The sequence below is a fragment of the Pseudomonas sp. 34 E 7 genome, assembly GCF_900005715.1.
GTDB classification, from domain to species: Bacteria; Pseudomonadota; Gammaproteobacteria; order Pseudomonadales; family Pseudomonadaceae; genus Aquipseudomonas; species Aquipseudomonas orientalis_A.
In genome coordinates, this window is the sequence record NZ_CVTX01000082.1 from 31,539 (window position 1) to 55,018 (window position 23,480).

Below are 23,480 nucleotides of genomic sequence, written 5' to 3' on the forward strand. Positions count from 1 at the left end.
GCCCGCAACACCTTGGCAGGATTCAGCATCGGTTGGGCGGCTCTGCAAGTGATTCGGCCCGCACCGCAATGAAGGAGTCCGAAATCGGTGGTGGATATCAGCTCACTGGCGAGTTACAGCTATTCCTATATACAGAGGCCACAACAAATCCCCTTCCATCGGGCTACTTATTTAATGCTGCGTCTCCTATAGCCAAATTGCAGCATGGGTACGTCAATCCTCTTCCCAAGGAAACACTGCACCATGGCTGATAACTTCCGGCTCAACATCGGTTCACTGCGCAGCGATGTGAAGCTCACCCTACACACCCACCATGCCGCTCGTATATGGATGGGGCGCCCTAAAAATGACCTCAAAGCCGGCATCATCGGTCTGTCAGGGTTCTGCACTGTCGTCAACCGAATGTCTCGAGGCGCCCAACAGGATGATCCCTATTCTGACTGGTGGATGATCCTCCTCGAAGAGAAGATCAACGATTCCAAGGAAGCGTTAAAGACCATCGAAGATCGCCTGGACACAGCCATGGCCTCCCTTCCGCCGGCCATCAGCATTAGCGAAAACCTTTCAATCCAGCCTGTCAGCCTCCCGCTGTACATCTCCAATCCCCTCGGATTTCAGGCTGTGTACCTGCTGACGAACTACGACGAAATTGTCAGACGCATTTTGCTGGCCCAGCACGTTGGCCTTGTCGGGCGGCACGACATGGAAACCTGGATTGATGAAGGCGCAGCGGTACTGCGGAGACTGTTTGGCCTGGCCCAGATCTATAAGTACTCAGGCGCTGCTCGCGACGACTTCGCGGCAAACAATGCCAAAGCTGAAGCAGCCCGCAAAATGTACGAGCGCTACGGTGAGCTGCCACAGGACATCCTGGAAGGCACCCGCCGTTCGAATTTCGCTCCACCGATCATCCGCGGTCAGCAGCAAACCGAGACGGATGATCATCTCGATGACTCCGTTGAGGGTTAAAGAGCATGGGCCAGATTCCCTCCAATGATGGGTCGCTGCAACAGACCGCCTTCCGGCCACTGCAACAGGAAGCCTTCCAGCGACTGCAACAGGCCGCCTCACTAAAAGGCCTTTTAAAGCCTTTTAAAGGTAAGGGGGAGCTGACCCAATTTGCCGATCTTTGCCGAGTTCAAGAATCGGACCTAAAAGCTCTCGCCCAGGAAGTACTGAGCCAAGCCCGTCGATATCCATTCACCCTTGTTCCAGTGCGATTGACTGAGCAGAACACCCAAGCCGGTACCCAGTTTTTGAGATGGCAGCAGGTGACAGATCGGCGCATGGGCGTAGGGGTTTGGGCAGAAATGATGGGCTCACCCAGAACACCGGAATCCATGCTGCAGGATCTTTACGTGATGGAACTGCAGCGCATCACCTTGAACATGCAAATGAGTTTGCTGCACTCGATCACCAAACAGGCCGCCGAGTGCGCAGAAAAAATGGGCCAGGCAGAGGCCGTGTATACCGCTCGCCTGCAGCAGCTCAACAACCCAACGCAACACCAATAACCTCGGAGAATACTCATGGGCACGCCCGTACAAGGCTGGGAAGGCAATATCGGTTCTGCACCGGAATTCAAAGAATTCCCGAACGGCAATAAAGATCCACGTCGACTCATGCGAGCCAACGTTTACTTCGACAACTCGATTCCGGATGGCAAAGGCGGCTACGAAGATCGTGGCGGTTTTTGGGCGAACGTGGAGTGGTGGCACAAGGACGCCGAGCATTATTCGCAACTGTTCCAGAAAGGTATGCGAGTGCTGGTTTCCGGCCGTGCCGTGATGGACCGCTGGGAGAAAGAAGGCGAAGAAAATGCAGCTCTGAAGGTTCAAGCCTCCCGTGTCGCTATTCTGCCGCACAGGATTTCGGACGTGACGTTGTCGCAGTCGCAGTCGCAGTCGCAGTCGCAGTCGCAAAATCAGAGCAGCACTCCACGCGATCAACCCAGTCATCAGCCTGCAACTGATTTTGACGACTATCCGGACCCCGACCGACCATTCTGATTTCTAGGGCGTAATTTTGGCGCCCCAATCGTGATGTTTGTGGTGGAGGGGAATTACTTTTCGTTTTCCTCTCCCCCAACATGAAGCCTGAAGGTGTATGACAATGCAGGACGATGAAGAGGTGAGGTGCCCAGATGGGTGGCTACTGATAGCAGCAGATCATCCTAAGTTGGGACGGCTGTATTGGCGGTACTCGGATGAGAGTAGTGTAAACGCAGCAGACTTCTACGGTATCACCGAGAACATTCAACTCGCCTCTTGGGTAAAAGCTGGTTGGCGTGATGGTGACGTCTGGGCTGAGGATTACAGCGACATGAGTTCAATAATTGCGCGGAAATTCTTGCAGGAGCTTCTCAATCCGGATCGCTACGACACCAACTATTTTGAACATTTAAACTGGGATGAAGAGTGCGAGGATATTGCACTTTACGGCGATCTAGGCGAGTTGCAAGCACGAAGTGGTCAGTCAATTGAATGCTTCGTACATTGGCTGAGGGCAACCGAATGGTTCGACACACCGGCTCCTAGCTGAAACACTTTCTCAAAAAAAATCGCGCCATGCGCGGGTGTGCTGAAAGATGAAGTTGAGCATCGAGGAACAACCGGCATGGGTGATAACGCATGCTTAACTAAAGCCGCTGACAGGCGAAGTTTCAACAACCCTCACCGTGAGGTTTTTTCCGCTGGTATGACCGCTGCGCGGAAAGGGCTACGGGTGTATGACTGCCCTTACCACCATCCTGCAATGCGCGCGTCGTGGCTAAAGGGCTTTGCCCAGGAACAGCAGCTGACGCTAAACCTCTAGGCAATAAAAACTTGGGGGGCACGTCGAACTCTTGTGATTGAAACTATTGCGCCCAGAATGAACACTCTCTGAACAGTCACGGGCGTGGGGCTTTTGAGTCGCGACCTTGTTTCTGGTTAGGCTGTCAGGCCGCCATCGCGAGGAAGCCCCTCCGACATTTGGATCGCGGTGCATCAGTTAGATAGCTATAAGCTGAAGGAGCAAGTCGCACCGCCCCTCCCACATTTCTGATCCCGCTGTGTCATTGCTTGCCGGGCATGTCGATGCCCAGTTGGTTGACTCGGCGGTAGAGGGTGGCCCGGGAAATCCCCAGCGACTGCGCCGTCGGCAACGGCTTCCAGCGATGCCGGATTAACGCGTCCAGCACCACCTGCCGCTCCGGGCTGACGCTGTGCTCGGTCAGCGTCTCGACCTGCTCCCCACGCACTTCCACCGGCAAGTCCGCCAGCTGAATCGTGCCGCCTTCACACACTGCACAGGCATACGCAAGCACATGGTGCAGCTGGCGCACATTGCCCGGCCAGGCATAGCCCAGCAGGCGTTCCAGCGCGGCCTGGCCGATGCCCACCGCGACGCCGCTGCTGCGCGCTTGCTGCTCCACCAGCCGGTTGATCAACGCCAGCTTGTCGCTGCGCTCGCGCAGCGGCGGCAGGCAGAAGCGTGCGCAGCCGAGGCGGAAGTACAGGTCTTCGCGAAAGCGCCCGTCGCTGACCAGCACGGCGAGGTCGCGGTGGCTGGCGCAGATCACCTGAACGTCTACCGAGCGGGTTTTGGCCCCGCCCAGGGGCGCGATTTCACCCTCGGCTATCACCCGCAGCAGGCGCGTCTGCAACGCCAGCGGCATATCGCCGATTTCATCGAGGAACAGGGTGCCGCCATCGGCCTGCACCAACAGCCCCGGCATGCCTTTGCTGGAGGCACCGGTAAAGGCGCCGGCCACGTAGCCGAACAGCTCGCTTTCAATCAGGTTCTCGGGGATCGCCGCGCAGTTCACCGCCACAAAGGGCCCCGCACGCCGGGCGCTGCGTTCGTGCAGTTGGCGAGCGAAAACTTCCTTACCGGCACCGGTTTCACCCTGCACCAGCACCGGCAGGTTGCGGTCCTTGACGCGCACGGCCAGGCGCAGGTGTTCTTCCACCCGGGGGTCGACTTTAGTGTGCGCAACGGCTCGCGGCGGTTTGCGTCGCGGGGTATTGACCCGCACGTGCAATACGCCAGGCTCGCCCAGCCATGGCAGGTGTTGGGTCGATTCGTCCGTCACCGAGCGCAACGCATCCAGGTCGAACATTTCACCGATGTAGTCGGGCACCTGGGCGAAGCGCCGGCGCAATGCCTGGCGTGCCTTGCTGTTCATGGCCTGTAGCCGACCGTCCTGATCCCAAGCCAGCAGCAGGTCCGGCTGGCTGTCCACATAGCCCGGTGTGCTGTGGGCCTGGAGCACCCAATGCTCGCGGGCGCTGTGCATGAAGAAGGCGTTTTCGATGGCTTGCGCACTCTGCGCCACCATCTGCCGCACCAGGTGCTGGCTGCGCCGGTCATCCGGGGATTTGAGCGCCGAGGCGTCCATTACCCCCAGCAGGTTGCCCTGGGGATCGAAGATCGGGGCGGCGGAGCAGGTCAGGCCGATAAAGGCGGCACGGAAATGATCGCGCTTGTGCACGGTCACGGCGGCTTTGCTGGTCAGCACCGTGGCCACGCCGCAGGTGCCTTCCTCGGCTTCCGACCAGCAGGTACCGAGGTACAGGCCGGCTTTGCGACAGTCGCTGCGAATGGCGGTGTCCACGCGGTGGTCGAGGGTCTGGCCCTGGGCGTCGGTAAGCATCACGCAGTAGTCGGCATGGCGCAAACGGTGGTGCAGTTGCCCGACTTCTTCGCCGGCGATGCGCATGAACAGCTCGGCGCGCTCGCGGCATTCCTTGAGCAAGGGTTCGGTGAGAATGCGCGGCCCCTGCAGCGACCCGGGGTCGAGGTGGTATTGCTCCATGGAACGGCGCCATGAATCGAAAATCAGCGACGGCACCGGCGTCTGGGGCAATCGATCGGCATTGCGGACCACGCGACTGACGCAGTCGACGTGTTCTCTGGAGTTCGCGGCGAGCATAAGGCCTCCGGTTCTCGATCATTGTTGTTATACCCGCCATTAAGCGCCCTTGGGGGCCGACCGACAAGGTTGGCCGGACCAACAGCCGGGGTTGAGACGCAGCGTCTCAGTCATTCTGAGACGGGGCCTGCACAGTGCAATGCGGGGTCTCATTCTGCGCGGGCATGGCGCTGCGGCACAATCGTGCGGCACTGCTCTGCATCAAGGCTTTGCCTGTTATTTGTGTGCCTTGGCACAGCCTGTGCTCAAGAGCTTACAGCTGGCCACAGCCAGCCTTTGTGTGTCGAGACAACCTGGAGAACAACAAGATGTCCACTCACCTGTCTACTGATCAATTGCTGCATGCCTATACGGTGATGCGCACCATCCGTGATTTCGAAGAACGCCTGCATGTGGAATTCGCCACCGGTGAGATCCCTGGTTTCGTGCACCTGTATGCCGGTCAGGAAGCCAGCGCCGCCGGGGTCATGGCGCACCTCAACGATGAAGATTGCATCGCCTCCAATCACCGTGGTCATGGCCATTGCATCGCCAAGGGCGTGGATGTGTTCGGCATGATGGCCGAGATCTACGGCAAGAAAACCGGCGTGTGCGGCGGCAAGGGCGGCTCGATGCATATTGCCGACCAGGAGAAGGGCATGCTCGGCGCCAACGGCATTGTCGGTGCCGGTGCTCCGTTGGCGGCAGGCGCTGCGCTGGCCTCCAAGCTCAAGGGCAGCCAGGGCGTGGCCGTGGCTTTCTTCGGCGACGGCGGTTCCAACGAGGGCGCGGTGTTCGAGGCGATGAACCTTGCGTCGATCATGAAGCTGCCGTGCCTGTTCGTCGCCGAGAACAACGGCTATGCAGAGGCCACCGGTTCCGGCTGGTCGGTGGCGTGCAAGGACATTGCCGAACGGGCGGTGGGCTTTGGCATGCCGGGAGTGATTGTCGATGGCAATGATTTCTTCGCGGTGCACGCGGCGCTGGGCGTGGCGGTGGAGCGCGCACGCCAGGGCGAAGGGCCGACATTGGTGGAAGTGAAGCTCAGCCGCTTCTATGGCCACTTCGAAGGCGATGCACAAACCTACCGCGGCCCGGATGAAGTCAAGAACCTGCGCGAATCCCACGACTGCCTCGCCCTGTTCCGCCAGCGCTGCAATGCCGAAGGCTGGCTCGATACCGCGCAGTTCGAACGTATCGACGGCGAGGTCGCGCAGTTGATCGACGACGCCGTGCGCCTGGCCAAGTCCGATCCCAAACCCCAGGCCGTCGACCTGCTCAGTGATGTCTACGTCGCTTACCGCTAATAACAACAACAGGTGGAGAAAAACCCATGGCTCGCAAAATCAGCTATCAGCAGGCAATCAACGAAGCCCTCGCCCAGGAAATGCGCCGGGACCAGAGCGTGTTCATTATTGGCCAGGATGTGTCCGGCGGTACCGGTTCGCCCGGCGAGCAGGACGCCTGGGGTGGTGTGCTAGGGGTGACCAAAGGCCTTTACCCTGAGTTCCCGGAGCGCGTACTCGACGCGCCGTTGTCCGAAGTCGGATACGTCGGCATGGCCGTCGGCGCCGCCACCCGTGGCATGCGCCCGGTGTGCGAATTGATGTTTGTCGACTTTATCGGCTGCTGCCTCGACCAGTTGCTCAACCAGGCCGCCAAGTTTCGCTACATGTTCGGCGGCAAGACCACCACGCCACTGGTGGTGCGTGCCATGTACGGCGCCGGCCTGCGCGCGGCCGCCCAGCACTCGCAAATGCTCACCTCGATGTGGACGCATATTCCCGGTCTCAAGGTGGTATGCCCGGCTACGCCATATGACGCCAAGGGCATGTTGATCCAGGCGATCCGCGACAACGACCCGGTGATCTTCCTCGAACACAAGATGCTCTACAGCCTGCAAGGCGAAGTGCCGGAAGAGCTCTACACCGTGCCGTTCGGCGAGGCCAATTTTGTACGCGAAGGTCGCGATGTGACCCTGGTGACCTACGGTCGCATGGTGCAAGTCGCCCTGGAAGCCGCCGCCAACTTGGCGCGCCAGGGCATCGACTGCGAGGTGTTGGACCTGCGTACCACTAGCCCGCTGGACGAAGACAGCATCCTTGAGAGTGTGGAAAAAACCGGGCGCCTGGTGGTGATCGACGAGTCCAACCCACGTTGTTCCATCGCCACCGACATCAGTGCGTCGGTGGCCCAGCAAGGCTTTTCTTTCCTGCGTGCGCCGATCGAGATGGTCACTGCGCCGCACACGCCGGTGCCGTTTTCGGATGCCCTGGAAGACCTGTACATCCCCAACGCGGCGAAGGTCGAAGCCGCGGTGCTGAAGATCGCCGACAGGAGGAATGCTGCATGATCCATACCTTGACAATGCCCAAGTGGGGGCTTTCGATGACCGAAGGCCGCATCGATGTCTGGCTCAAGCAGGCCGGCGACCGGGTGGAGAAGGGCGAGGAGGTGTTGGACGTAGAAACCGACAAGATCTCCAGCAGTGTCGAGGCACCGTTCAGCGGTGTATTGCGCCGAGTGCTGGCGCTGAGCGACGAGACCTTGCCGGTGGGTGCGCTGCTGGGGATCGTGGTGGAAGGTGAGGCCAGCGAGGCGCAGATCGATGCGGTGATCGAAAGCTTCAACGCCGGCTTTGTCTCCAGCCGCACCGAAGCCGAAGCAAGCGGGCCGAGTGCGCAGAAGATCGAGGTGGGCGGCTGCCTGTTGCGCTATCTCGACTTGGGCGAAGGCGCTACGCCGCTGGTGCTAGTGCATGGTTTTGGCGGCGACTTAAACAACTGGATGTTCAACCAACCGGCCCTGGCCGCCGAACGCCGGGTGATCGCCCTGGACCTGCCAGGGCATGGCGAGTCGGGCAAGGCCCTGCAAACGGGGGACGCCGAGGAACTGAGCCAGGCCGTACTGGCATTGCTCGATCACCTGGAACTCGACCGCGTGCACCTGGCCGGGCACTCCATGGGCGGGTTGGTGTGCCTGACAGTCGCGCGCCAGGCACCGGCGCGTGTTGCCTCCCTGACCCTAATCGCCAGCGCCGGGCTGGGGGCGGCTATCAATGGCGATTACCTGCACGGTTTTACCGAGGCCAACAATCGTAATGCGCTCAAGCCGCAACTGGTGCAACTGTTCAGCGACCCGGCGTTGGTGACGCGGCAAATGCTGGAGGACATGCTCAAGTTCAAGCGCTTGGAAGGCGTGGATCAGGCCTTGAAGCAACTCAATGCGCAGTTGTTTGAAGGCGGGCGCCAGCGCCTGGATTTGCGCAACGTGTTGGGGCAGCAACCGAGCCTGGTGATCTGGGGCAGTGACGATGCAATCATCCCGGCCGGCCATGCCCAGGGCCTGGAGGCCCAGGTGGAGATCCTGAAGGGGCAGGCGCATATGGTGCAGTTGGAAGCAGCGGAACAGGTCAACCAACTGATCGCAACCTTCCTCAAATCCCAGCCTTGAAATGCAGCCAAATGTGGGAGGGAGCAAGCCCCCTCCCACATTATTGACTGCATTTCACAGTGCGCGCTTGAGCGTTTCGCTGGGTCTTTCCTTGAACAATCCTCGATAGCTGTTAGAGAACCGAACGACCAGTTCCATCGCCACTTCGGCGACGGTGGTGCTGGATGAATTGAGTAACTCCCGCCGCGACCCATTCAACCGGCGCAACCTCAACCACTGCGACGGGCTCATCCCGGTATAGGTCTTTAAGCCTTGCTGCGATTGGTGCAACGGCACGCCGGCAATCTGCGCCAGTTCCAGCAGGTTGTTCATGCACTCCTCCTACGCCTGCATGGTTAAAGGGCTTTGCCCAGGAACAGCAGCTGACGCTGAACCTCTAGCCGCTAAAAGCCTTCAGTTGTGCATTGACCATTTCTCATTGAAGCCCTACCTGCCATGACGTGACAGTCCCTCTCTGCATAATTGAGAAGGAGCACACCGTGAAGCTATTGATCATCGAGGCACCTGGGAAGCTGAAAAAGCTTCAGCCAATGATGAAGAAGCTACGCCCAGGCGAAGACTGGTTGGTTGTCGCCAGTGGTGGGCACATACGTGACTTGCCGGCCAGAGGGCAGGACGACAGCATGATCACCACAGGCGTCCGAAAAAATTACACACCGGTGTACGAGATCCTGGATAAGAGCGCCAAGGCCGTGCGGACCATCAAGGCCGCAGCTAAACAGGCTGATGAAATCTACCTCGCAACCGACCCGGATCGCGAAGGTGAAAGCATCAGTTGGCACATCCAGCAGGTACTGGCGGTCAAATCCTACAAACGCATCACCTTCAATGAAATCACCCTCAAACGTGTCGCAGAGGGTCTAGGCAATCCTCGCCAAATCGATTTGAACAGAGTCGCGTCACAAGAATGCCGGCGTGTACTTGATCGCCTGGTGGGTTACCTGGTGACTCAGGAGCTACGCCGACTGATGGGCAAGCCCACCTCTGCAGGCCGCGTGCAATCGCCTGCCGTATATCTGGTGGTTTTGCGCGAGCGCGAGATCCGCAACTTTCAGGTAGTCAACCACTTCGGTGTGCGTCTGAACTTTGTGGATATGAATCAGGGCACCACCTGGTATGCAGATTGGCAACCGGTACCGGATTTCGCGAGCAAAGACTTTCCTTACGTTCAAGATGCCAACCTGGCCCAACTCGTCGCCGACACACGTAATGTCGTCGTCGAGTCCTGTGAAGACCGTAAGGCCGAGCGCCACCCACCCGCGCCCTTCATCTCTTCCACCCTTCAACAAGCAGCCAGCAACGCCTTGAAATGGGACCCGGACAAGACCATGCAAGTCGCCCAGCGATTGTATGAAAAAGGCGTCATAACCTACCACAGGACGGATAATCCCAACGTACCAGACGAAGCCATGGAGGATATTAGAACCGTAGCTAGATCTATCGGGTTGAAGACCGTCGACGAGCGACGAACATTCAAGGCCGCCGAAGGCGCGCAGGAAGGCCACCCCGCTATCACCCCGACGCATTGGGCTGATGCAAAAGCTGGTGAGAACGACGAGGAGCTCGCCCTGTACAAGTTGATTTGGGTCCGGGCGCTGGCCAGCCAGATCGAAGCGGCGGTTTTCGACGTGCGTGCTGTAAAACTGCTCGCGGTTGGCCCAAATGGAAAGGCTCTGCGATTCAATGCAACTGGTGAAACCCTTTTTCATCCTGGGTGGCGGAAACTGCTCAAGGGCGATGACACAGACGATGAGGAAGATGCAGCAGCGAGCAACCCAGCTCCTGCACTCTCACCAAAACAGATCCTATCTGTGCACAACGGAGAACTGCTGAAGAAGAAAACTCAGCCACCATCCCGCTACACCAAGGCCAGTCTGATCAAAGAAATGGAGCGCCGCGGTATTGGTCGTCCCAGTACGTTCGCCTCGATCTTGAAGAACATCACCAGCAAAGGAATGATTGAGGAAAAAAGCCGCAAGCTGGTACCGGCGCCGCTGGGGGAGGAAACAATCGCGAAGCTGGAAGGGTTCTTCAGTTTCGTGGAGCTCGATTTTACGAGGGAGCTGGAGCGCGATTTGGACAAAATCGCCCAGGGCCAAGACACCTATGGAGCTGTCGTTGCACGTCTGCATAGGCGCCTGGAAGAGGAACTGTCTCAGCAACGTGGAATGCCAAGTGTGCCCATGGCGTCAGCCCCACGCCCAGCCAAAGCAGGTGGCGATTTCAACTGTCCCAAGTGCAATCAGCCCCTCGCAAGGCGACAAAAAAAAGGAGACGGTGGCTACGACTTTTGGGGTTGCACAGGCTTCAAATCGAATGGATGCAAGGTGAGTTTTCCAAACTTGAATGGCAAACCAGATCTCAATAAACCCAGAGGCGTGTGACTTCTGCCATTGCCGATATAAATCACCGACAACGCCGTTACGCATTAACCCTAGAAGCCCACCATTCCTATACCTGACAGTCCTCTGCGAAATTGCAGAGGAGGTCATGGGTGAGCGTACAGAAGAGACAATCGGTGGTGGGGCTGCGCATCTTAGCGCCGAAGCTGGAGAAGTTCTCAGACCGGCAAATTGAAGTCGCCCAGACCTGGGCTTTACAATTTAACGTACCGCCCTCCAAGCTGACCTCCTTCATCGATACCTATCTGAGTTCCACTGTCCATACTCGTTGCTGGTGCGTAGCCCTGCCCTCTACAGATGATCAAACACGGCTGGTCCTGGCCAGAATCGGCGATCACCTCCAGTACTTCGATGGTCATCAGGTTAAGGCCTGCAAAATCTTCAGCAAGGACCGCGTGCATAAGAGAAAACCCACCGCAATGGTGGCCCAGCAGCTACTGCTCAGGTTTGAAAAACGCTGGTATGCAGACGTCCTACTGACCTCCTTCTGCAAGTCGGCTGGAGAGAGGGCGAAAGCCCTTTCGATTGAAGATCTAGGAAGCTTTAATCGCCGCGGCTTCGATTGGACGGCGAGCAGCAATCGGTACTTCAATCCCCGCACCCGATTTTACCTGAAGCAGATTGGCAGCACGCTGAAGCAGTTTTGCCAGTGTCTGGACCAAGAGCTTTTATTCGCCATTCGTTCAGCGCAATGTCCCTCACCCAAGCTCTATAACTGGCTGGCTCAAGGTGACCGAAAACGCCGCCTTCAGGCCCTAAAAGCCCAGCCAGTACTGATTCCACTTCTGGTACTAGCAGATCAATGGCCGTGGCCGTGGGATGGGCAGCAGCAGGTATACATGAACTGCCCATGGGATGAACTTCAGGCGTGGCGCCCATACTGGAGTGAGGACCGTTATTTGATTTCCGCTGAAGAGTGCCTGCTAGGTCGCATAGCCGACGCGGGCCTCCCCCTTTCCGACACACTGGCTTGGCTGCTACAGGCGCCGCGCACTGCAGTGCGCTACCTGGGTCAACAGCGGGTATTCGATACCGGCAGTGCATTGACCCGTATCAGCCGCGAGGGGCCACAAGGACCCTGGCATCGACTGCTGCTGGGAGCCTCACTGGGCAATCGCCGTCCTCTTAAAAAAGCGCACTGGATCACTCTCTTCGCGCTGCTGGATAAAATCCCGTATCAACTGCTGGATCAAACGCAGGACTGGAACAGGCTGCTGTCAGGGTGTCCAACTGATTGGTCGGACGACAATTGGTCCAAAATCGCCGACGACTTTCGAGACCTGAACGAGCTCTTTAACAACGTTGATGAGAGCGACGGACCAGCTTCTGGTGAAGCACTGCAGAAACTCAAAAGCTTCATTGCTACTGCTTCCTATCACCAGATCGCCAGCTTGGTGAATGGCTTTCACCTCGCGTTGATAGACATCCGTGAGGCTTTAGATGCAGTAGATCCACAAACAAGAACAGACTCTTTAACGCCCTGGAAGCCGCTGCTTTATTCAACCAGCACACCCCTCGTGAGTCCAAATGGGCTGCAAATTATCGAACTGAAGTGCCCCGCCGATCTTGATGCGGAACATCGAGCGCTGGGCCATTGCATTGATGGTTACGACTACAGCGCTTATCGGGGCATCTGCCGTCTTATTTCGGTTCGCGAAAACGGGAAATCGCTGGCCTCTGCAGAGATCCAAATGGATGAAAGTGCCTGGGGCGAAACGTTAGCAAAATTGACTCCCAAGCATCTGGTGACGATTCAACTGAGAGGGCTCCGCAATCGCACACCTAAGTCGGGCTCCAAGGTTGACCGGGCCTATCAATGGTTTTGGGCAAAGATCAAATCGGGTGAACTCGCCATTAACATGGAATGGCCCGACCAAACACTATCCATGTCGCGCTATACAAATCGAAACCGGAAAAAACTGCATGCCCAGGCCTGTGCGGAATGGATCAACCAACGCTTGAGCAGGACATGAGTCGTCCGCGTCTGATGAACCGCCGGCAGGACCTGGTCGAAAAAGTCATTTTTGACGGCTATGACTTCGGGGTCTTAATGCAATACGTTGAGGGTGCGAACCGGCTGTTTCTCGAACGTAATGGTTTCTATATTCGGCGTGCCGAGCATCCTCAACATCGCTATTGGCGATTACCAAAAGGCAAGTTACTGGATGACCTGGATGTGCTCTTCCACCGATTGATGGAGTTGTCCGAGGACCGCTTCAATGAAAGTTGGGAGACGTTTTCACATAAAATCACAGCCGCACAGAACGACCCAGATCGGCAGGCATTCACGTGGGGGCTGACTTTTCGGATAGCTCCACTCGTTCAGGGCGGGATCCTGCTGTCAGGTGACTACCATCCTGGCGCGGTCGCCGTTTCAAGGCGCATGCACGGCGTGTTTCTCGGGCATTCCAAGTCCTGGCGCATCGACGCTGGTGCGGAAGTGGTGCGAAGCAACTTGATCCTGGAGCTTGGATTGTCGGAGGATCAGTTCGAAATCCTCGACACCGTGCAAGAGCTGCTGACCGACGGATCCGTCGTTCCAGCTGATGAAATCACCCGCATCAGTCTTGGTGGACCGCCACAAGAGCGCGCAGCAAAAGCGGTTGATGACAGCACCTCAACCGATGTGTATCTAGCCGCGGTGCCCTCAATCGAGCGCACCGGGTTCACTACCGAACAGATTAACCAGGCATTGGCTGGTTATTCTTTACTGGACCATCAACCGGCAGGCATCCGGCACTTGCTACAGCGCACAAGCGCCTTGCTTGCGGATGACATGGGACTTGGCAAAACTCGCCAAGCAATCATTGCCGCTTCAATCCGAGCAGCTGATAGACCCATCTTGGTTATCACCCTGTCGACGTTGATCATCAACTGGCAACGCGAAATCCAGATGGTGTATCCCGAGGCCACAATCGGCCAACAGGTCTTTGATCCCTCTTCGCAATGGATTATCACCAACTACGAACGCCTGGGCGATTTTGTTCTGCATGCAGGCCACTTTGAGGTGATGATCATCGATGAGGCCCACCGTTTGAAAGAGCCGACAGCCGCGTGGACACGTCACGGCTTCGACATTGCCGCCAAGATACCCAATCGTTACCTGCTGACGGGTACGCCAGTCCTCAACCGAGAATCAGAGCTGCACACGCTGTTACGGCTATCCGGTCATCCTGTAGGGAAGCTGCCCCTCAAAGAATTCTGCGAACAGTTCGCCGGCAGTCAGGATTTCCGCAAGAATCTGCGCGACGCGATTGGCGACTGGATGCTTCGTCGACGCAAGGATGTCTTGCCCGGTCTCAAAGGCAAACAGCGCCAAACGTTACCCGTCGAGCTCACTGCTGAAGAGCGCAAGCAATACGATCAGATTCGCCTTGAAGATCGACCTAGCCTCGCCAGGTTGGGATCACTGCGTCAGTTACTCGAGCAGGTGAAGGTTCGGGTTGTCATGGATTTGCTGTGCGAACTGGACGCGGAGGACAAAGTCATCTTGTTCTGTGAGTTCAAGGATACGGTAGGAACACTTCGCACTCGGTGCAAGCAAGCTGAGTACGGGTGCGTCACGGTCGTCGGCAGTGACTCTCTAGGCAAACGGCAGAAGGCAATAGATCAATTTCAAAGTGATCCAGAAACGCGCATCTTTGCCGCCACTACCTCGGCTGCCGGCACCGGCAACAACCTCACTGCAGCCAACTATGTCATGTTCTTGGGCTTGCCGTGGACGCCTGGACTGCAGGACCAGGCAGAGGATAGGGCCTATCGGAATGGGCAATTGCGCATGGTCGTGGTGAAAATCCCTCTGGTGGAAAACACCATCGACCAGATGCTCTGGCAAATGCTGCTGGATAAGCGCCAGTTGGCAAGTGACCTCATTGAGCCCGATGCGGCCGCCAACGCCAGACATACGTTGGCGAGCCATTTATGATTCGCCGTAAATTACTACTTAGAAGCTGTAATGTTTAAAACATACTTGGAACCATTGCTTTGACTCTCAGGAACCTGAAAGGTCTCGCCGTTCGCAACCGTAGTATCGCTGGCTGTTTGGAATATTTCCGTACGTGGCAAATCTAATTGGAGCTTCCCGACTTTTGTCGTGTTCATCTCAAGCAATCGAACATACTTTACATGGTAGCGAATCAGAATCTTTCCATTGCTCATAACGGCTGGGGTAATAAAACCGATTGTGCCAATATCAACATTATCAGCAACAGGCATACCGTGCTCCACGGATTTGTTGAAAGTAATAGTTTTCACATCCCGATATGGAAAAGTTACACGATCCGTTGTGTCACCTGAAAACCTCGCGACGCTTTCACCATTACGAGTCAACTCAGCAGTCAGATGTACTGTTTCAGCAGCTGAGGCGCCGGTTGCCAAGGTTGCTAATGCCATGAACAGGATTCCCTTCATACGATTGTCGCTCCGCTTCAGATTCATTTGATTATCCAAGTCAGCGCACAGGGATCTGTGCGTTTTTTTCGCAGGCCTTCAGCTCGGTCCGCGCCATCTTTGTATAGCCTATAAATGCCTTTATACGCAGTTTTCTATTTCCTACTGCGCAGCTGATACCAGCCTGTCAACGTTCCCCTATCATTACAGGGGGCCTCTCGGCACATGATCAGGCACGTCACCACGCTCTCGCTGCTCGCGTTAATCGCCAGTTGCACGACCCAAACGGCGCAGACACCCAAGCCCGCTTTCGACAGCAGTCGCAATCCGGACATGTTGACGCCAGACCTCTATCCTGGCGGCGCCGTTCCTGAAAAAGAACCAGTAGTGCGCTATGGGCGCTACACCCTCGTCAGCACGCTGCCAGATTCTGGCCAACGTGACCTGATGGCTCAGATTATCGACATCAGCATTCCAGCCAACATGCACCCCAATGTGCGTGAGGCCATGCAGTACGTGGTGGACCGTTCAGGTTATACGCTTTGCTCGGCAGACTCTGGCCACGTCAACATCCTTTACACCCGACCACTCCCAGCAGCCCAATATAAACTTGGCCCTATGACCCTGCGTAACACCCTGCAGGTGCTCGCAGGTCCGGCCTGGCAGGTGAAGGTCGACGAGGTCAACCGTCAGGTGTGCTACGTCCTGCGCCCTGGCTACCAGCTCCCGGACTCTCCACGTCCTGCATCAACTCAGATTGCTCAACTCAACACATCGACAGCTGCACAGCCTATCGCAGCGAAGAGCAATAACAATGATGCGGGCAGCCAAGTAGTAGTCGCCGCCGTTCCCCAAACAGCGCCTTTCACAACAACGGCATCAGCCGCTACCCCTGTGGCGAACGCTGCACCAGCCAAAACCGTGGCCCCTCCTAAGGTGATTACCAAGGATGGCTCTACAAAACAAACGTCTGCCTTGCCGACTCAGAGTCCGGCCTCGACCTCGTCCAGCAACCCAAATGCCAAGGCCGCTTCAACTCCGAAACTGGTCACCGCGCCGTCCGCAGTTTCTGCAGCGCCAAAGCCGGTTGCGACGGGCATTGCAGCGCCGAAGCCGCTGGCCCAGACATGGACGGCTTCAACTGGCTCAACCCTTCGTCAAACCGTCGAAGGCTGGGCTGAAAAAGCGGGCTGGAAACTGATGTGGCAGGTCGATGATTTGGATTACTCAATTGACGCTCCACTTCGATTTGAGGGCAGTTTCCAAGAAGCCATCGGGTCGATTTTCCCGCTGTACGACACGGCTCCACGGTCCTTTCTGGTCGACGTGGTCGACAGTAGCTCATCACAGCGGCTGATTTTTATTACAGAGAGGAACAAATGATGAATGCTCGTCTCTGGATCAAAGGCACAGCCTTGTCACTCATGGTCTCGCTGGTGAGTTCCTGTTCACTGCAGCGCGTGAATGAATCAGCCAGCCGAGCTGAAAATGACGCTGCGACAGCCTCCCAATACAGCCGATTTCTGAGAAATCAGCAGCAAGAGTCAGCGCGCGCTACGGTGGTGTTCAGCGACAAACCATGGGTATCCAAAAAACCGCTGGTCGCCAAGCGTGGTTTACCGCTGACCATGGATTGCGATATCACCTATCGCCCTTCGTATAACGTTGGGATCGCTGAGATTGCGCAGTACATCACTAGCGAATGTGGTGTTCCGGTCATCGTAGCCCCTGATGCAATCGACCCAAGTGTCCTTTCCAGTTCGACCCAGGGCAACTCAGGACCTGCAGTTCCACCTAGTTTGGGATCTGCCGACAACCTGGCCAACTTCATGCCCGCCGGCGTCATCGGCAATGTTCCGAGCAGCGCCCGCTCAATGAATTCGGTTGGGCTGACTGCGCCCAACTCATTCCCCATTAAGTACAGCGGCAAGCTGTCAGGGTTGTTGAATCAAGCGACCTCCCAGTTGGGTTTAGCGTGGAATTATTCCTCCGATGATCGCAGCGTGCATGTCACTTACTTCGACACCAAGACGTTCGACGTCTGGGCATTTGGAGATGACCAGGTCATTGAAAGCACAGTGAAGTCGGGCCTGCTGACCGCCACAGGCAGCGGGAGCAGTTCCGGTGGTGGTGGTGGCGGATCTTCATCGACAGGTGCGTCGGGTGAATCAGGCAGCAACCAGAGCACCACCGTCACCATCAAGACCTCGCTGATCGGAGACATTGAAAAAAACGTCAAGGCGATGCTGAGCCAACAGCCCCAAGGTCGGATGTTCCTCTCACGATCCACTGGCACCCTGACGGTAAGTGATCGACCAGAAGTACTCTCAAACGTTGCTAAATACCTGAATTCGATCAACAGCAGTATCACCCGTCAGGTGTTGTTCAACGTCAAAGTTTTCGAGGTAACTCTCACCGACACAGACCAGACCGGCCTGGACTGGACGGCTGTCTATACGTCCTTGAGCAACAAATGGGGCTTTTCGCTGAAGAATGCCACCACCGGCATAAGCACGGGCGCGGTGTCGGGCTCGTTGAGTATTTTGGACACGTCGAAGTCTCCTTGGGCTGGCTCCAACTTAATCATCAAAGCACTTTCCGAACAGGGCCGAATCTCGAACGTTCGCTCGCCGTCGGTCACCACGCTGAATCTGCAGCCGGCACCCATCCAGATCGGCAACGTAAAGAGCTATGTCGCATCAAGCTCGACAACCACCACGGCTTCCGTTGGATCGTCTACTTCGCTCACCCCCGCGACCATCACCAGCGGCTTCAACATGATGTTGCTTCCTCGAATCATCGACCAGGACAACATGCTGCTGATGATCACCCTGAGCATGAGTAGCAAACCGACCTTCACCACTTTTACGAGCAACGGCTCCAGTGTCCAGACAGCGGATTACGACACCAAGAACCTGTCGCCCAAGGTCAAATTGCGCAGCGGTCAAACCCTCGTACTGACTGGTTTTGAGGAGAACAGCGAAAACGCAACGAAGTCTGGCGTAGGGGATCCTGGATTCTTCGGTTTGGGCGGCAGCCGTGTCCGCACCACAGGGCACAGCGTACTCGTAGTGCTGATTACTCCTGTTGTTGATAGCGACACAGGCAGCCCCAGCGCGGTGATTTCACCTGCTGCCAACGACCCTTGGGGCTCTTGCCCTACCCCACTGCTGCATTGCACAGGTTCCAAGGGGTAAGCCATGGTTGCGGAAACCTCAAAAAATGCACGCTCTGCTCGAGTCCAGGTACTCCAGTATCGAGGAAAATCATTTGTCACCGGTCTGCGCTGGCATCCGCTGGGCAGTGTCACCGGTCACATGAAGGAAGCGCGCCAGTACGGTCGTGAGCACCACCTCGACATTGTCGCCATTAGAAGAACACCAGCCATTATTCAGGCAGGTTTTGTAGCGCGCAGCGAGGAGGTCACCAAAGGGATGTACTCGCTCGCGGCCACCCTGGCTGGACAGCTGGGAGACTCATGGATCGCGGCCTGGAAAACTGAAAGCGAGATTGACCAATATGCCCTCGTTGCTGTGTATCAAGGTGGCGTGATCTCTGGCTGCGACATGATCGGCACAGGTGCTGAGGTCCGCCGCCGAGTCGCGCAACAACGCAGTCGTGGCATCAACTTCGACAACGAGTACCTGCCCCCAGAGTTCGAAATGGGCGGTCAACCACTGGACGTGGAAGAGCTACTTCAGCCGTCGCATCTAAAACGCGAGTACCGGCTACGGCCACTCGTCTTTGGGCTATCCAAACCAGAACTTGTGCAGCTGGCGGTTCTTGGCGTGTTGATCACTGCCGGCATCATCGGGTGGGTTCAATGGCAGAGCCATCAGGACCAAATAGCCAAAGAGGCGGCTTTCCAGGCTGAACAGCAACGCCTGGCAGAGTTGGCCAGACTGCAAAAAGAATCCGGTATGGAACAGACGCCCCAAGCGCTTGAACACCCTTGGGCCAAACGTCCATCTGTTGCAGATTTCCTGGAGGGTTGCAGCAACGTCATTTATCAGTTGCCTCTGTCTATTCAGGGATGGCAGTTCACCAGTGCGGTCTGCGACGGCGCACAGGTCTTGTCCTCTTATAAGCGCTCGGGCAATAGCACGGCCGACAAACTGATACAGGCGACTCAGGGTCACTTTTCTGATCGGCCGGCCTTCTTTGACGAAGGCAACTCGGCCACGTTGAAATTCGACATCTCGCTACCCGCAGCTGGTGATGAGCCTCTTAATGAAGCCATCGTGATGTTGGCGAATCTCTCCTCTTGGCTGCATAGCTTCAATCAATCCCCAGTGCTGAAAGAAGTACCGGTGGTTGTGCCCGTTCAACCAGCCATTCCCGGTCAGCCTGCTCCGCCGCCGCCGCCACCACCTCAATGGAAGCAATTCGAGCTGAGCTATGCCACTGGCATTACCCCGCTGGACTCATTGTCTGGCGCACCCAGTCAAGGCTTACGGCTGCGTGAAATCACAACCAAATATGAGACCGGCCACCTTGTCTGGTCAGTAATAGGTGACCTTTATGCGAAATAAAGCGCTGTTCTTTTTGTGCTCCATCCTTGCGTTAGGGGCACCATCGAGCTGGGCGGATGAGAACACCCTATCTGGGGTGAACGTCGGCGAGTTGGCCCAGATTCAAAGCCAGACGATCTTGTTGAATGCCAAAGCCGAGAAGGCCAAGGCCGAAAGATCGATCAAGGGCGAAGACCAAAGTGCGACGGCGCAGCCGTCAACTGTGTTTTTTTCTCAAGGAAACCTCACACAGCCGGCTGCAGCCTCGACCCACAGCAGTGATACACAGTCTGAATTGCCTGTCGTGAAGGCGGTATTCGGCTCAGCAAAACGGCTCCGTGCAACCCTGCTCTACAGCAGTGGATTTGAAGTAGACGCAGATGCCTCATCTCGGGAGTTACCCGGTGGCTACCGCGTGGCCATCCTATCCGTCGAAAACGTGACCCTCGAGCGTGGTGGTAAGCGCTACCCCCTCGGCTTTTCCAGTACCCCCCCGGCCAGCTTGAGCAACGTCAACAATCCCGCCCCCAGCATTACCCCATCAGCACCAATGCCGCCTGGGCTGATCCCTGGCCAACGTTGATTGAGAAGTTCGATGACGATCCTGACTGAAAAACCAGATGTCATAGAGCCTGACAGTGATGAGTCTGCTGCAGTCCTACTGAAGTCGCACCAAACATTGCTGACGGCCCCTGGTGGACCGTTTGAGCTGAAACCCGAGCTGCGTCAACTATGTGCGCTGACCAGCGATGGGATTTTTTATGTGTCAGCCCAACACCAAACGGATGCCTATGTCATGGCATTCGAGGACCAGCTGGAACACGAGAATCACCACTTTGAGGTCAAGGTCTGCTCGATGAGCACGATCAAGGCACTCTACCGCGCCAATGATGATGCAAATGGTAAAGCGCTATCGGCGACCGAGACGAAGCGCCAGGCCCAGGTGGTGCAGCTTTTAGGAGAAGCCCACCGGCGCAATGCGAGCGACGTCCACTTTGTCGTAGGTCACGATATCACCCGAATCTTCTTTCGCATCCACGGGCTCTTGTGGGAGGCGGAGCAGCATCAGAGTCAGGTGGGCATGGAGCTCTGCTCGTCCCTCTACAACAGCATGTGCGATGTCGCGAAAGACCACTACCAGCCGCAGGTGAGCCAGGACGCTAGGGTGAAACGCGCCTATGTCGACCAGCTCGGTTTGTTCGGTGCACGAGTCGCCACTCGGCCGCTCGTAGATGGCCCACTAATGGTTTTGCGTCTGCTGTATGACGACAAAACCAAAATGACGCTGAGTGATCTCGGTTTTCTGACGCAGCAAATTGATGCATTCAGCCGCATCCGCAGTCTGCCTTATGGGGTGAACCTGATCACTGGACCCACCGGTTCCGGGAAATCGAAGTCGCTGCAGGTAAACCTGAACCTCTTGCATGAAGAGTGCGGTGGAACAAAACACATTCTGACGATGGAAGATCCACCTGAATATCCACTCCTCGCCAATCAGTCACCGCTGGGCGCCGGTGAAACTTGGAATGACGGGATCACCAACTCCATGCGGCTCGACCCTGACATTCTCATGTATGGGGAGATCCGGGACCTTGCATCAGCACAAGCAGCTTTCCGCGGCGGTATGACTGGTCACCTGGTGCTGACGACACTGCACACGAACAACGCTGTAGCAGCTCTTCAACGACTGATCGACATGGGTGTAGACCGACACCTGGTTACTGATCCTGCATTGATGACAAGCGTGGTCAACCAATCCCTCTTGCCCGTGCTGTGTTCCCACTGCCGCGTACCCGCACGCGAGCACCTCGGGGAGCTCAACAGTGCGCTGGTGCAGCGCTTGAGCGATCTGGAAGCGATTGATGAGACCTACCTCAAAGGACCTGGATGCCCGCACTGCAAAGGCTTGGGCATCACCGGCCGCACGGTAGTGGCGGAAACTTTGCTCACCGACCTTGAGTTCATGCGCGTTTTCAATGGGCAGGGTGCAAGTGCGGCACGTCGCCACTGGGTCAAGGAAATGGGCGGTATTACCAAGACCGCACACACGATCATCAAACTGAAACAAGGCTTAGTAGACCCCCGCCACGCCGAAATGACGGTGGGGCCTTTGGACTTTGACAAGCAAATCCTGGAGCTCGCTCATGCTGAGTGACTTCAGAGCGATGCTGAATCGTTGGGCAGAGATCTTCTATGCCAAGCAGTTTGGCAAAAACGAGAGAATCCAGTTCTACGAGAGCCTCATGGGCATCCTTGAGGACGGTGTGTCGCTTGAGGACGCGCTGCATACGGTGGCAAGAGCGTTCAGCGATAACGGGCAGAAGTTGCATCCGGTATCCCTTGCATGCAGGGATATCGCGCAATCGGTGAAAGGCGGGAAATCCCTGAGCATTTCCTGCGAAGGCTGGGTTCCCTATGACGAGAACTCTCTGATCGCTTCCGGGGAAGACACGGGCAACCTGGTGCAGGCATTTCGGGACTGCGTGAGGATCATCGAAGTACGTCAGCGGATCAGCAAACTCGTAGCGTCCGCTACCGTTTTCCCCTCCGTGGTGTGGAGCGTCATGGCGGCGTTGCTGTATGTGATTGCAGTATGGATGGTGCCCTCCATGACACGACGCTCCAACCCCGAGGCGTGGACCGGCGTGCCGGCCTTCCTCTACGCCCTATCGAATTTCGTGACCCACTACGGACTTGTGACGCTGATAGCTGTGATTGTCTTCATCCTCATATCGATAGTGACTCTCCCCGTATTTTGCGGACTTCAGATCACGGCCGCCAGCCCGTCGTGGAAGCTGCAGTTGAACAAGCTGCTCCAGATCCTGCGAGTGCGAGCAGAGAGGCTCCCGCCTTGGTCAGTCTACAAGGCACTCCACGGTTCGATATTTCTGCTCAACATGGCTGTGATGCTGCGCTCCGGCATCAACCAACTCGATGCGTTGACCTCTCTTCAACGCAATGCCTCTCCATGGTTGAAAGAGCGCCTGAGCGCCATTCATTACGGAGTGAGCGCCGGCAAAAACTTCGGTACCGCATTGAAGCTTGCGGGTCATCAATTCCCAGACCCCATGGCGATGCATTTTCTGGAAGTGCTCGCCACCCGCAAAGGCTTCGCTGAATCGATGGAACGGTTTTCCAACCGGTGGCTGGAGCAAACACTTCAGCGCGTCGAAGCGATCGCCAAATCTCTTATCGGCATGTCCTCCATGGCCATGGGGGTCATGATGATTCTGGTGGTGATCGGGATCTTCCAGTTGGCCGGCAATGTGACTGCAACGCTTTAAATCAAACCTAAATGAGGTACTGGAAATGCCAACAAACACTCCAAACAACCAACGTGGATTTCTCTCCCTGGACGGGATGTTCTGGTTGATGCTGATCGCGGTAGCACTTGGTTTCATCGTGTTCATGGGCTACAGAACGTTCGGAAGCTCGGACGTCACTATTGAACAGAGCAATCTCGGCACGTTGCTCAGCAATACCAAACGGCTGAAAAGCACCACGGGTTACGCCACGGCAGGCACCAACTTGGCGCCTTCTTTGATCAACCTCGAGGCAACTGGTGGCATGAGCATCAACGGTAATGCCCTGTCCAACCGCTGGAACGGCGCAGTGACCGTTATGAGCAACGGCATGACCTTCACCATCACAGAATCCAACCTTCCGAAAAATGCCTGCATCACCCTTGCCTCAAACATGGCCAAGGACAAACAGACAACGACAGCGATCAACGGCGGCACTGCAATTGCCGGCGAAATCACTGCAGTGGCAGCTGCAACCAGCTGCTCCTCGGACGCCAATACCATCGCTTGGACTTCGTACTAAGGAATT

The 23,480-nt window shown here is 56.7% G+C and carries 20 protein-coding genes and 1 pseudogene; 18 read left to right on the plus strand and 3 right to left on the minus strand.

The annotated features are described in order from the left end of the window. The first annotated feature begins 243 nt into the window (after nucleotides 1-243). From BFP96_RS04100 to BFP96_RS28765, 5 genes are all read left to right on the plus strand, one after another. A complete protein-coding gene (locus tag BFP96_RS04100; protein WP_060765247.1) occupies nucleotides 244-969 on the plus strand; it encodes a PFL_4669 family integrating conjugative element protein in 726 nt (241 codons plus the stop codon). Between the two features lie 5 nt (nucleotides 970-974). Next, a complete protein-coding gene (locus BFP96_RS04105; RefSeq protein ID WP_065935646.1) occupies nucleotides 975-1,514 on the plus strand; it encodes a DUF3158 family protein in 540 nt (179 codons plus the stop codon). Nucleotides 1,515-1,529: 15 nt separating this feature from the next. Beyond that, on the plus strand, nucleotides 1,530-2,009 hold the full coding sequence (locus tag BFP96_RS04110; protein ID WP_065935647.1) for a single-stranded DNA-binding protein: 480 nt from the start codon (nucleotides 1,530-1,532) through the stop codon (nucleotides 2,007-2,009). 103 nt (nucleotides 2,010-2,112) lie between these two features. Then, a complete protein-coding gene (locus tag BFP96_RS04115) occupies nucleotides 2,113-2,541 on the plus strand; it encodes a hypothetical protein (RefSeq protein WP_065935648.1) in 429 nt (142 codons plus the stop codon). 75 nt (nucleotides 2,542-2,616) lie between these two features. Further along, nucleotides 2,617-2,814 (plus strand): CrpP family ICE-associated protein, encoded by a 198-nt coding sequence (locus BFP96_RS28765; RefSeq protein ID WP_083216576.1) that lies wholly within the window; start codon nucleotides 2,617-2,619, stop codon nucleotides 2,812-2,814. A gap of 241 nt (nucleotides 2,815-3,055) precedes the next feature. On the opposite strand, the gene BFP96_RS04120 is transcribed toward BFP96_RS28765, so the two are convergent. After that, complete coding sequence (locus BFP96_RS04120; RefSeq protein ID WP_065935649.1) at nucleotides 3,056-4,915, minus strand: sigma-54-dependent Fis family transcriptional regulator; 1,860 nt, start codon at nucleotides 4,913-4,915, stop codon at nucleotides 3,056-3,058. A 308-nt stretch (nucleotides 4,916-5,223) separates the two neighbouring features. Here BFP96_RS04120 and BFP96_RS04125 point away from each other — a divergent pair, with 308 nt between their 5' ends. Genes BFP96_RS04125 through BFP96_RS04135 form a run of 3 tightly spaced genes read left to right on the plus strand, consistent with a single transcriptional unit; the run spans nucleotide 5,224 to nucleotide 8,347 of the window. Then, a complete protein-coding gene (locus tag BFP96_RS04125; protein WP_065935650.1) occupies nucleotides 5,224-6,201 on the plus strand; it encodes a thiamine pyrophosphate-dependent dehydrogenase E1 component subunit alpha in 978 nt (325 codons plus the stop codon). 26 nt (nucleotides 6,202-6,227) lie between these two features. Next, nucleotides 6,228-7,247, plus strand: a complete 1,020-nt coding sequence (locus BFP96_RS04130; protein WP_065935651.1) for an alpha-ketoacid dehydrogenase subunit beta — start codon at nucleotides 6,228-6,230, stop codon at nucleotides 7,245-7,247. Beyond that, nucleotides 7,244-8,347, plus strand: a complete 1,104-nt coding sequence (locus BFP96_RS04135) for an acetoin dehydrogenase dihydrolipoyllysine-residue acetyltransferase subunit (RefSeq protein ID WP_065935652.1) — start codon at nucleotides 7,244-7,246, stop codon at nucleotides 8,345-8,347. Before BFP96_RS04130 ends, BFP96_RS04135 begins: the two co-directional genes overlap by 4 nt. A gap of 54 nt (nucleotides 8,348-8,401) precedes the next feature. On the opposite strand, the pseudogene BFP96_RS04140 reads toward BFP96_RS04135, so the two are convergent. Continuing rightward, nucleotides 8,402-8,653: pseudogene (locus tag BFP96_RS04140) on the minus strand (helix-turn-helix domain-containing protein); the annotation flags it as partial. Between the two features lie 173 nt (nucleotides 8,654-8,826). Here BFP96_RS04140 and topA point away from each other — a divergent pair. The 3 genes from topA to BFP96_RS04155 all read left to right on the plus strand — a co-directional run bounded on the left by topA (nucleotide 8,827) and on the right by BFP96_RS04155 (nucleotide 14,674). Then, nucleotides 8,827-10,731, plus strand: coding sequence for a type I DNA topoisomerase (topA, locus tag BFP96_RS04145; RefSeq protein WP_065935654.1), 1,905 nt, complete (start codon nucleotides 8,827-8,829; stop codon nucleotides 10,729-10,731). A 110-nt stretch (nucleotides 10,732-10,841) separates the two neighbouring features. Beyond that, on the plus strand, nucleotides 10,842-12,722 hold the full coding sequence (locus BFP96_RS04150) for a hypothetical protein (protein WP_065935655.1): 1,881 nt from the start codon (nucleotides 10,842-10,844) through the stop codon (nucleotides 12,720-12,722). Next, nucleotides 12,719-14,674 carry a DEAD/DEAH box helicase gene (locus tag BFP96_RS04155; protein ID WP_065935656.1) on the plus strand — a complete coding sequence of 652 codons (1,956 nt, stop codon included), beginning with the start codon at nucleotides 12,719-12,721 and terminating at the stop codon, nucleotides 14,672-14,674. Before BFP96_RS04150 ends, BFP96_RS04155 begins: the two co-directional genes overlap by 4 nt. A gap of 14 nt (nucleotides 14,675-14,688) precedes the next feature. Here the strand turns inward: BFP96_RS04155 and BFP96_RS04160 are convergent, their stop codons facing one another. After that, entirely contained in the window at nucleotides 14,689-15,159 is a 471-nt protein-coding gene (locus BFP96_RS04160) for a hypothetical protein (RefSeq protein WP_139113341.1), read from the minus strand. Between the two features lie 204 nt (nucleotides 15,160-15,363). Between BFP96_RS04160 and BFP96_RS04165 the strand changes: the two genes are divergently transcribed. The 7 genes from BFP96_RS04165 to BFP96_RS04195 are packed head-to-tail and all read left to right on the plus strand — an operon-like array spanning nucleotide 15,364 to nucleotide 23,474. After that, complete coding sequence (locus BFP96_RS04165) at nucleotides 15,364-16,521, plus strand: PFGI-1 class ICE element type IV pilus protein PilL2 (RefSeq protein ID WP_065935658.1); 1,158 nt, start codon at nucleotides 15,364-15,366, stop codon at nucleotides 16,519-16,521. Further along, nucleotides 16,521-18,335: a PilN family type IVB pilus formation outer membrane protein gene (locus BFP96_RS04170; RefSeq protein ID WP_065935659.1), complete on the plus strand. Its 1,815-nt coding sequence runs from the start codon at nucleotides 16,521-16,523 to the stop codon at nucleotides 18,333-18,335. The genes BFP96_RS04165 and BFP96_RS04170 overlap by 1 nt, the downstream gene beginning before the upstream one ends. 3 nt (nucleotides 18,336-18,338) lie before the next feature. Next, on the plus strand, nucleotides 18,339-19,670 hold the full coding sequence (gene pilO2 / locus BFP96_RS04175; RefSeq protein ID WP_083216577.1) for a type 4b pilus protein PilO2: 1,332 nt from the start codon (nucleotides 18,339-18,341) through the stop codon (nucleotides 19,668-19,670). After that, nucleotides 19,660-20,232 (plus strand): type IV pilus biogenesis protein PilP, encoded by a 573-nt coding sequence (gene pilP, locus BFP96_RS04180; RefSeq protein ID WP_065935661.1) that lies wholly within the window; start codon nucleotides 19,660-19,662, stop codon nucleotides 20,230-20,232. The genes pilO2 and pilP overlap by 11 nt, the downstream gene beginning before the upstream one ends. Before the next feature lie 12 nt (nucleotides 20,233-20,244). Continuing rightward, on the plus strand, nucleotides 20,245-21,804 hold the full coding sequence (locus BFP96_RS04185; protein ID WP_065935662.1) for a GspE/PulE family protein: 1,560 nt from the start codon (nucleotides 20,245-20,247) through the stop codon (nucleotides 21,802-21,804). Next, nucleotides 21,794-22,933, plus strand: coding sequence for a type II secretion system F family protein (locus BFP96_RS04190; RefSeq protein WP_065935663.1), 1,140 nt, complete (start codon nucleotides 21,794-21,796; stop codon nucleotides 22,931-22,933). The genes BFP96_RS04185 and BFP96_RS04190 overlap by 11 nt, the downstream gene beginning before the upstream one ends. A 25-nt stretch (nucleotides 22,934-22,958) precedes the next feature. Beyond that, a complete protein-coding gene (locus BFP96_RS04195; RefSeq protein WP_173667485.1) occupies nucleotides 22,959-23,474 on the plus strand; it encodes a type 4 pilus major pilin in 516 nt (171 codons plus the stop codon). The last annotated feature ends 6 nt before the right edge of the window (nucleotides 23,475-23,480 follow it).

What these genes read in the sequence shown, in the direction of transcription:
- BFP96_RS04105 (WP_065935646.1), top strand. Translation starts at nt 975, where the DNA reads ATGGGCCAGATTCCCTCCAATGATGGGTCGCTGCAACAGACCGCCTTC.
- BFP96_RS04190 (WP_065935663.1), top strand. Translation starts at nt 21,794, where the DNA reads ATGCTGAGTGACTTCAGAGCGATGCTGAATCGTTGGGCAGAGATCTTC.
- pilP (WP_065935661.1), top strand. Translation starts at nt 19,660, where the DNA reads ATGCGAAATAAAGCGCTGTTCTTTTTGTGCTCCATCCTTGCGTTAGGG.
- BFP96_RS04170 (WP_065935659.1), top strand. Translation starts at nt 16,521, where the DNA reads ATGAATGCTCGTCTCTGGATCAAAGGCACAGCCTTGTCACTCATGGTC.
- BFP96_RS04135 (WP_065935652.1), top strand. Translation starts at nt 7,244, where the DNA reads ATGATCCATACCTTGACAATGCCCAAGTGGGGGCTTTCGATGACCGAA.
- BFP96_RS04155 (WP_065935656.1), top strand. Translation starts at nt 12,719, where the DNA reads ATGAGTCGTCCGCGTCTGATGAACCGCCGGCAGGACCTGGTCGAAAAA.
- pilO2 (WP_083216577.1), top strand. Translation starts at nt 18,339, where the DNA reads ATGGTTGCGGAAACCTCAAAAAATGCACGCTCTGCTCGAGTCCAGGTA.
- BFP96_RS04165 (WP_065935658.1), top strand. Translation starts at nt 15,364, where the DNA reads ATGATCAGGCACGTCACCACGCTCTCGCTGCTCGCGTTAATCGCCAGT.
- BFP96_RS04110 (WP_065935647.1), top strand. Translation starts at nt 1,530, where the DNA reads ATGGGCACGCCCGTACAAGGCTGGGAAGGCAATATCGGTTCTGCACCG.
- BFP96_RS04100 (WP_060765247.1), top strand. Translation starts at nt 244, where the DNA reads ATGGCTGATAACTTCCGGCTCAACATCGGTTCACTGCGCAGCGATGTG.
- BFP96_RS04125 (WP_065935650.1), top strand. Translation starts at nt 5,224, where the DNA reads ATGTCCACTCACCTGTCTACTGATCAATTGCTGCATGCCTATACGGTG.
- BFP96_RS04185 (WP_065935662.1), top strand. Translation starts at nt 20,245, where the DNA reads ATGACGATCCTGACTGAAAAACCAGATGTCATAGAGCCTGACAGTGAT.
- BFP96_RS04130 (WP_065935651.1), top strand. Translation starts at nt 6,228, where the DNA reads ATGGCTCGCAAAATCAGCTATCAGCAGGCAATCAACGAAGCCCTCGCC.
- BFP96_RS04160 (WP_139113341.1), bottom strand. Translation starts at nt 15,159, where the DNA reads ATGAAGGGAATCCTGTTCATGGCATTAGCAACCTTGGCAACCGGCGCC.
- BFP96_RS28765 (WP_083216576.1), top strand. Translation starts at nt 2,617, where the DNA reads ATGGGTGATAACGCATGCTTAACTAAAGCCGCTGACAGGCGAAGTTTC.
- BFP96_RS04195 (WP_173667485.1), top strand. Translation starts at nt 22,959, where the DNA reads ATGCCAACAAACACTCCAAACAACCAACGTGGATTTCTCTCCCTGGAC.
- BFP96_RS04120 (WP_065935649.1), bottom strand. Translation starts at nt 4,915, where the DNA reads ATGCTCGCCGCGAACTCCAGAGAACACGTCGACTGCGTCAGTCGCGTG.
- BFP96_RS04115 (WP_065935648.1), top strand. Translation starts at nt 2,113, where the DNA reads ATGCAGGACGATGAAGAGGTGAGGTGCCCAGATGGGTGGCTACTGATA.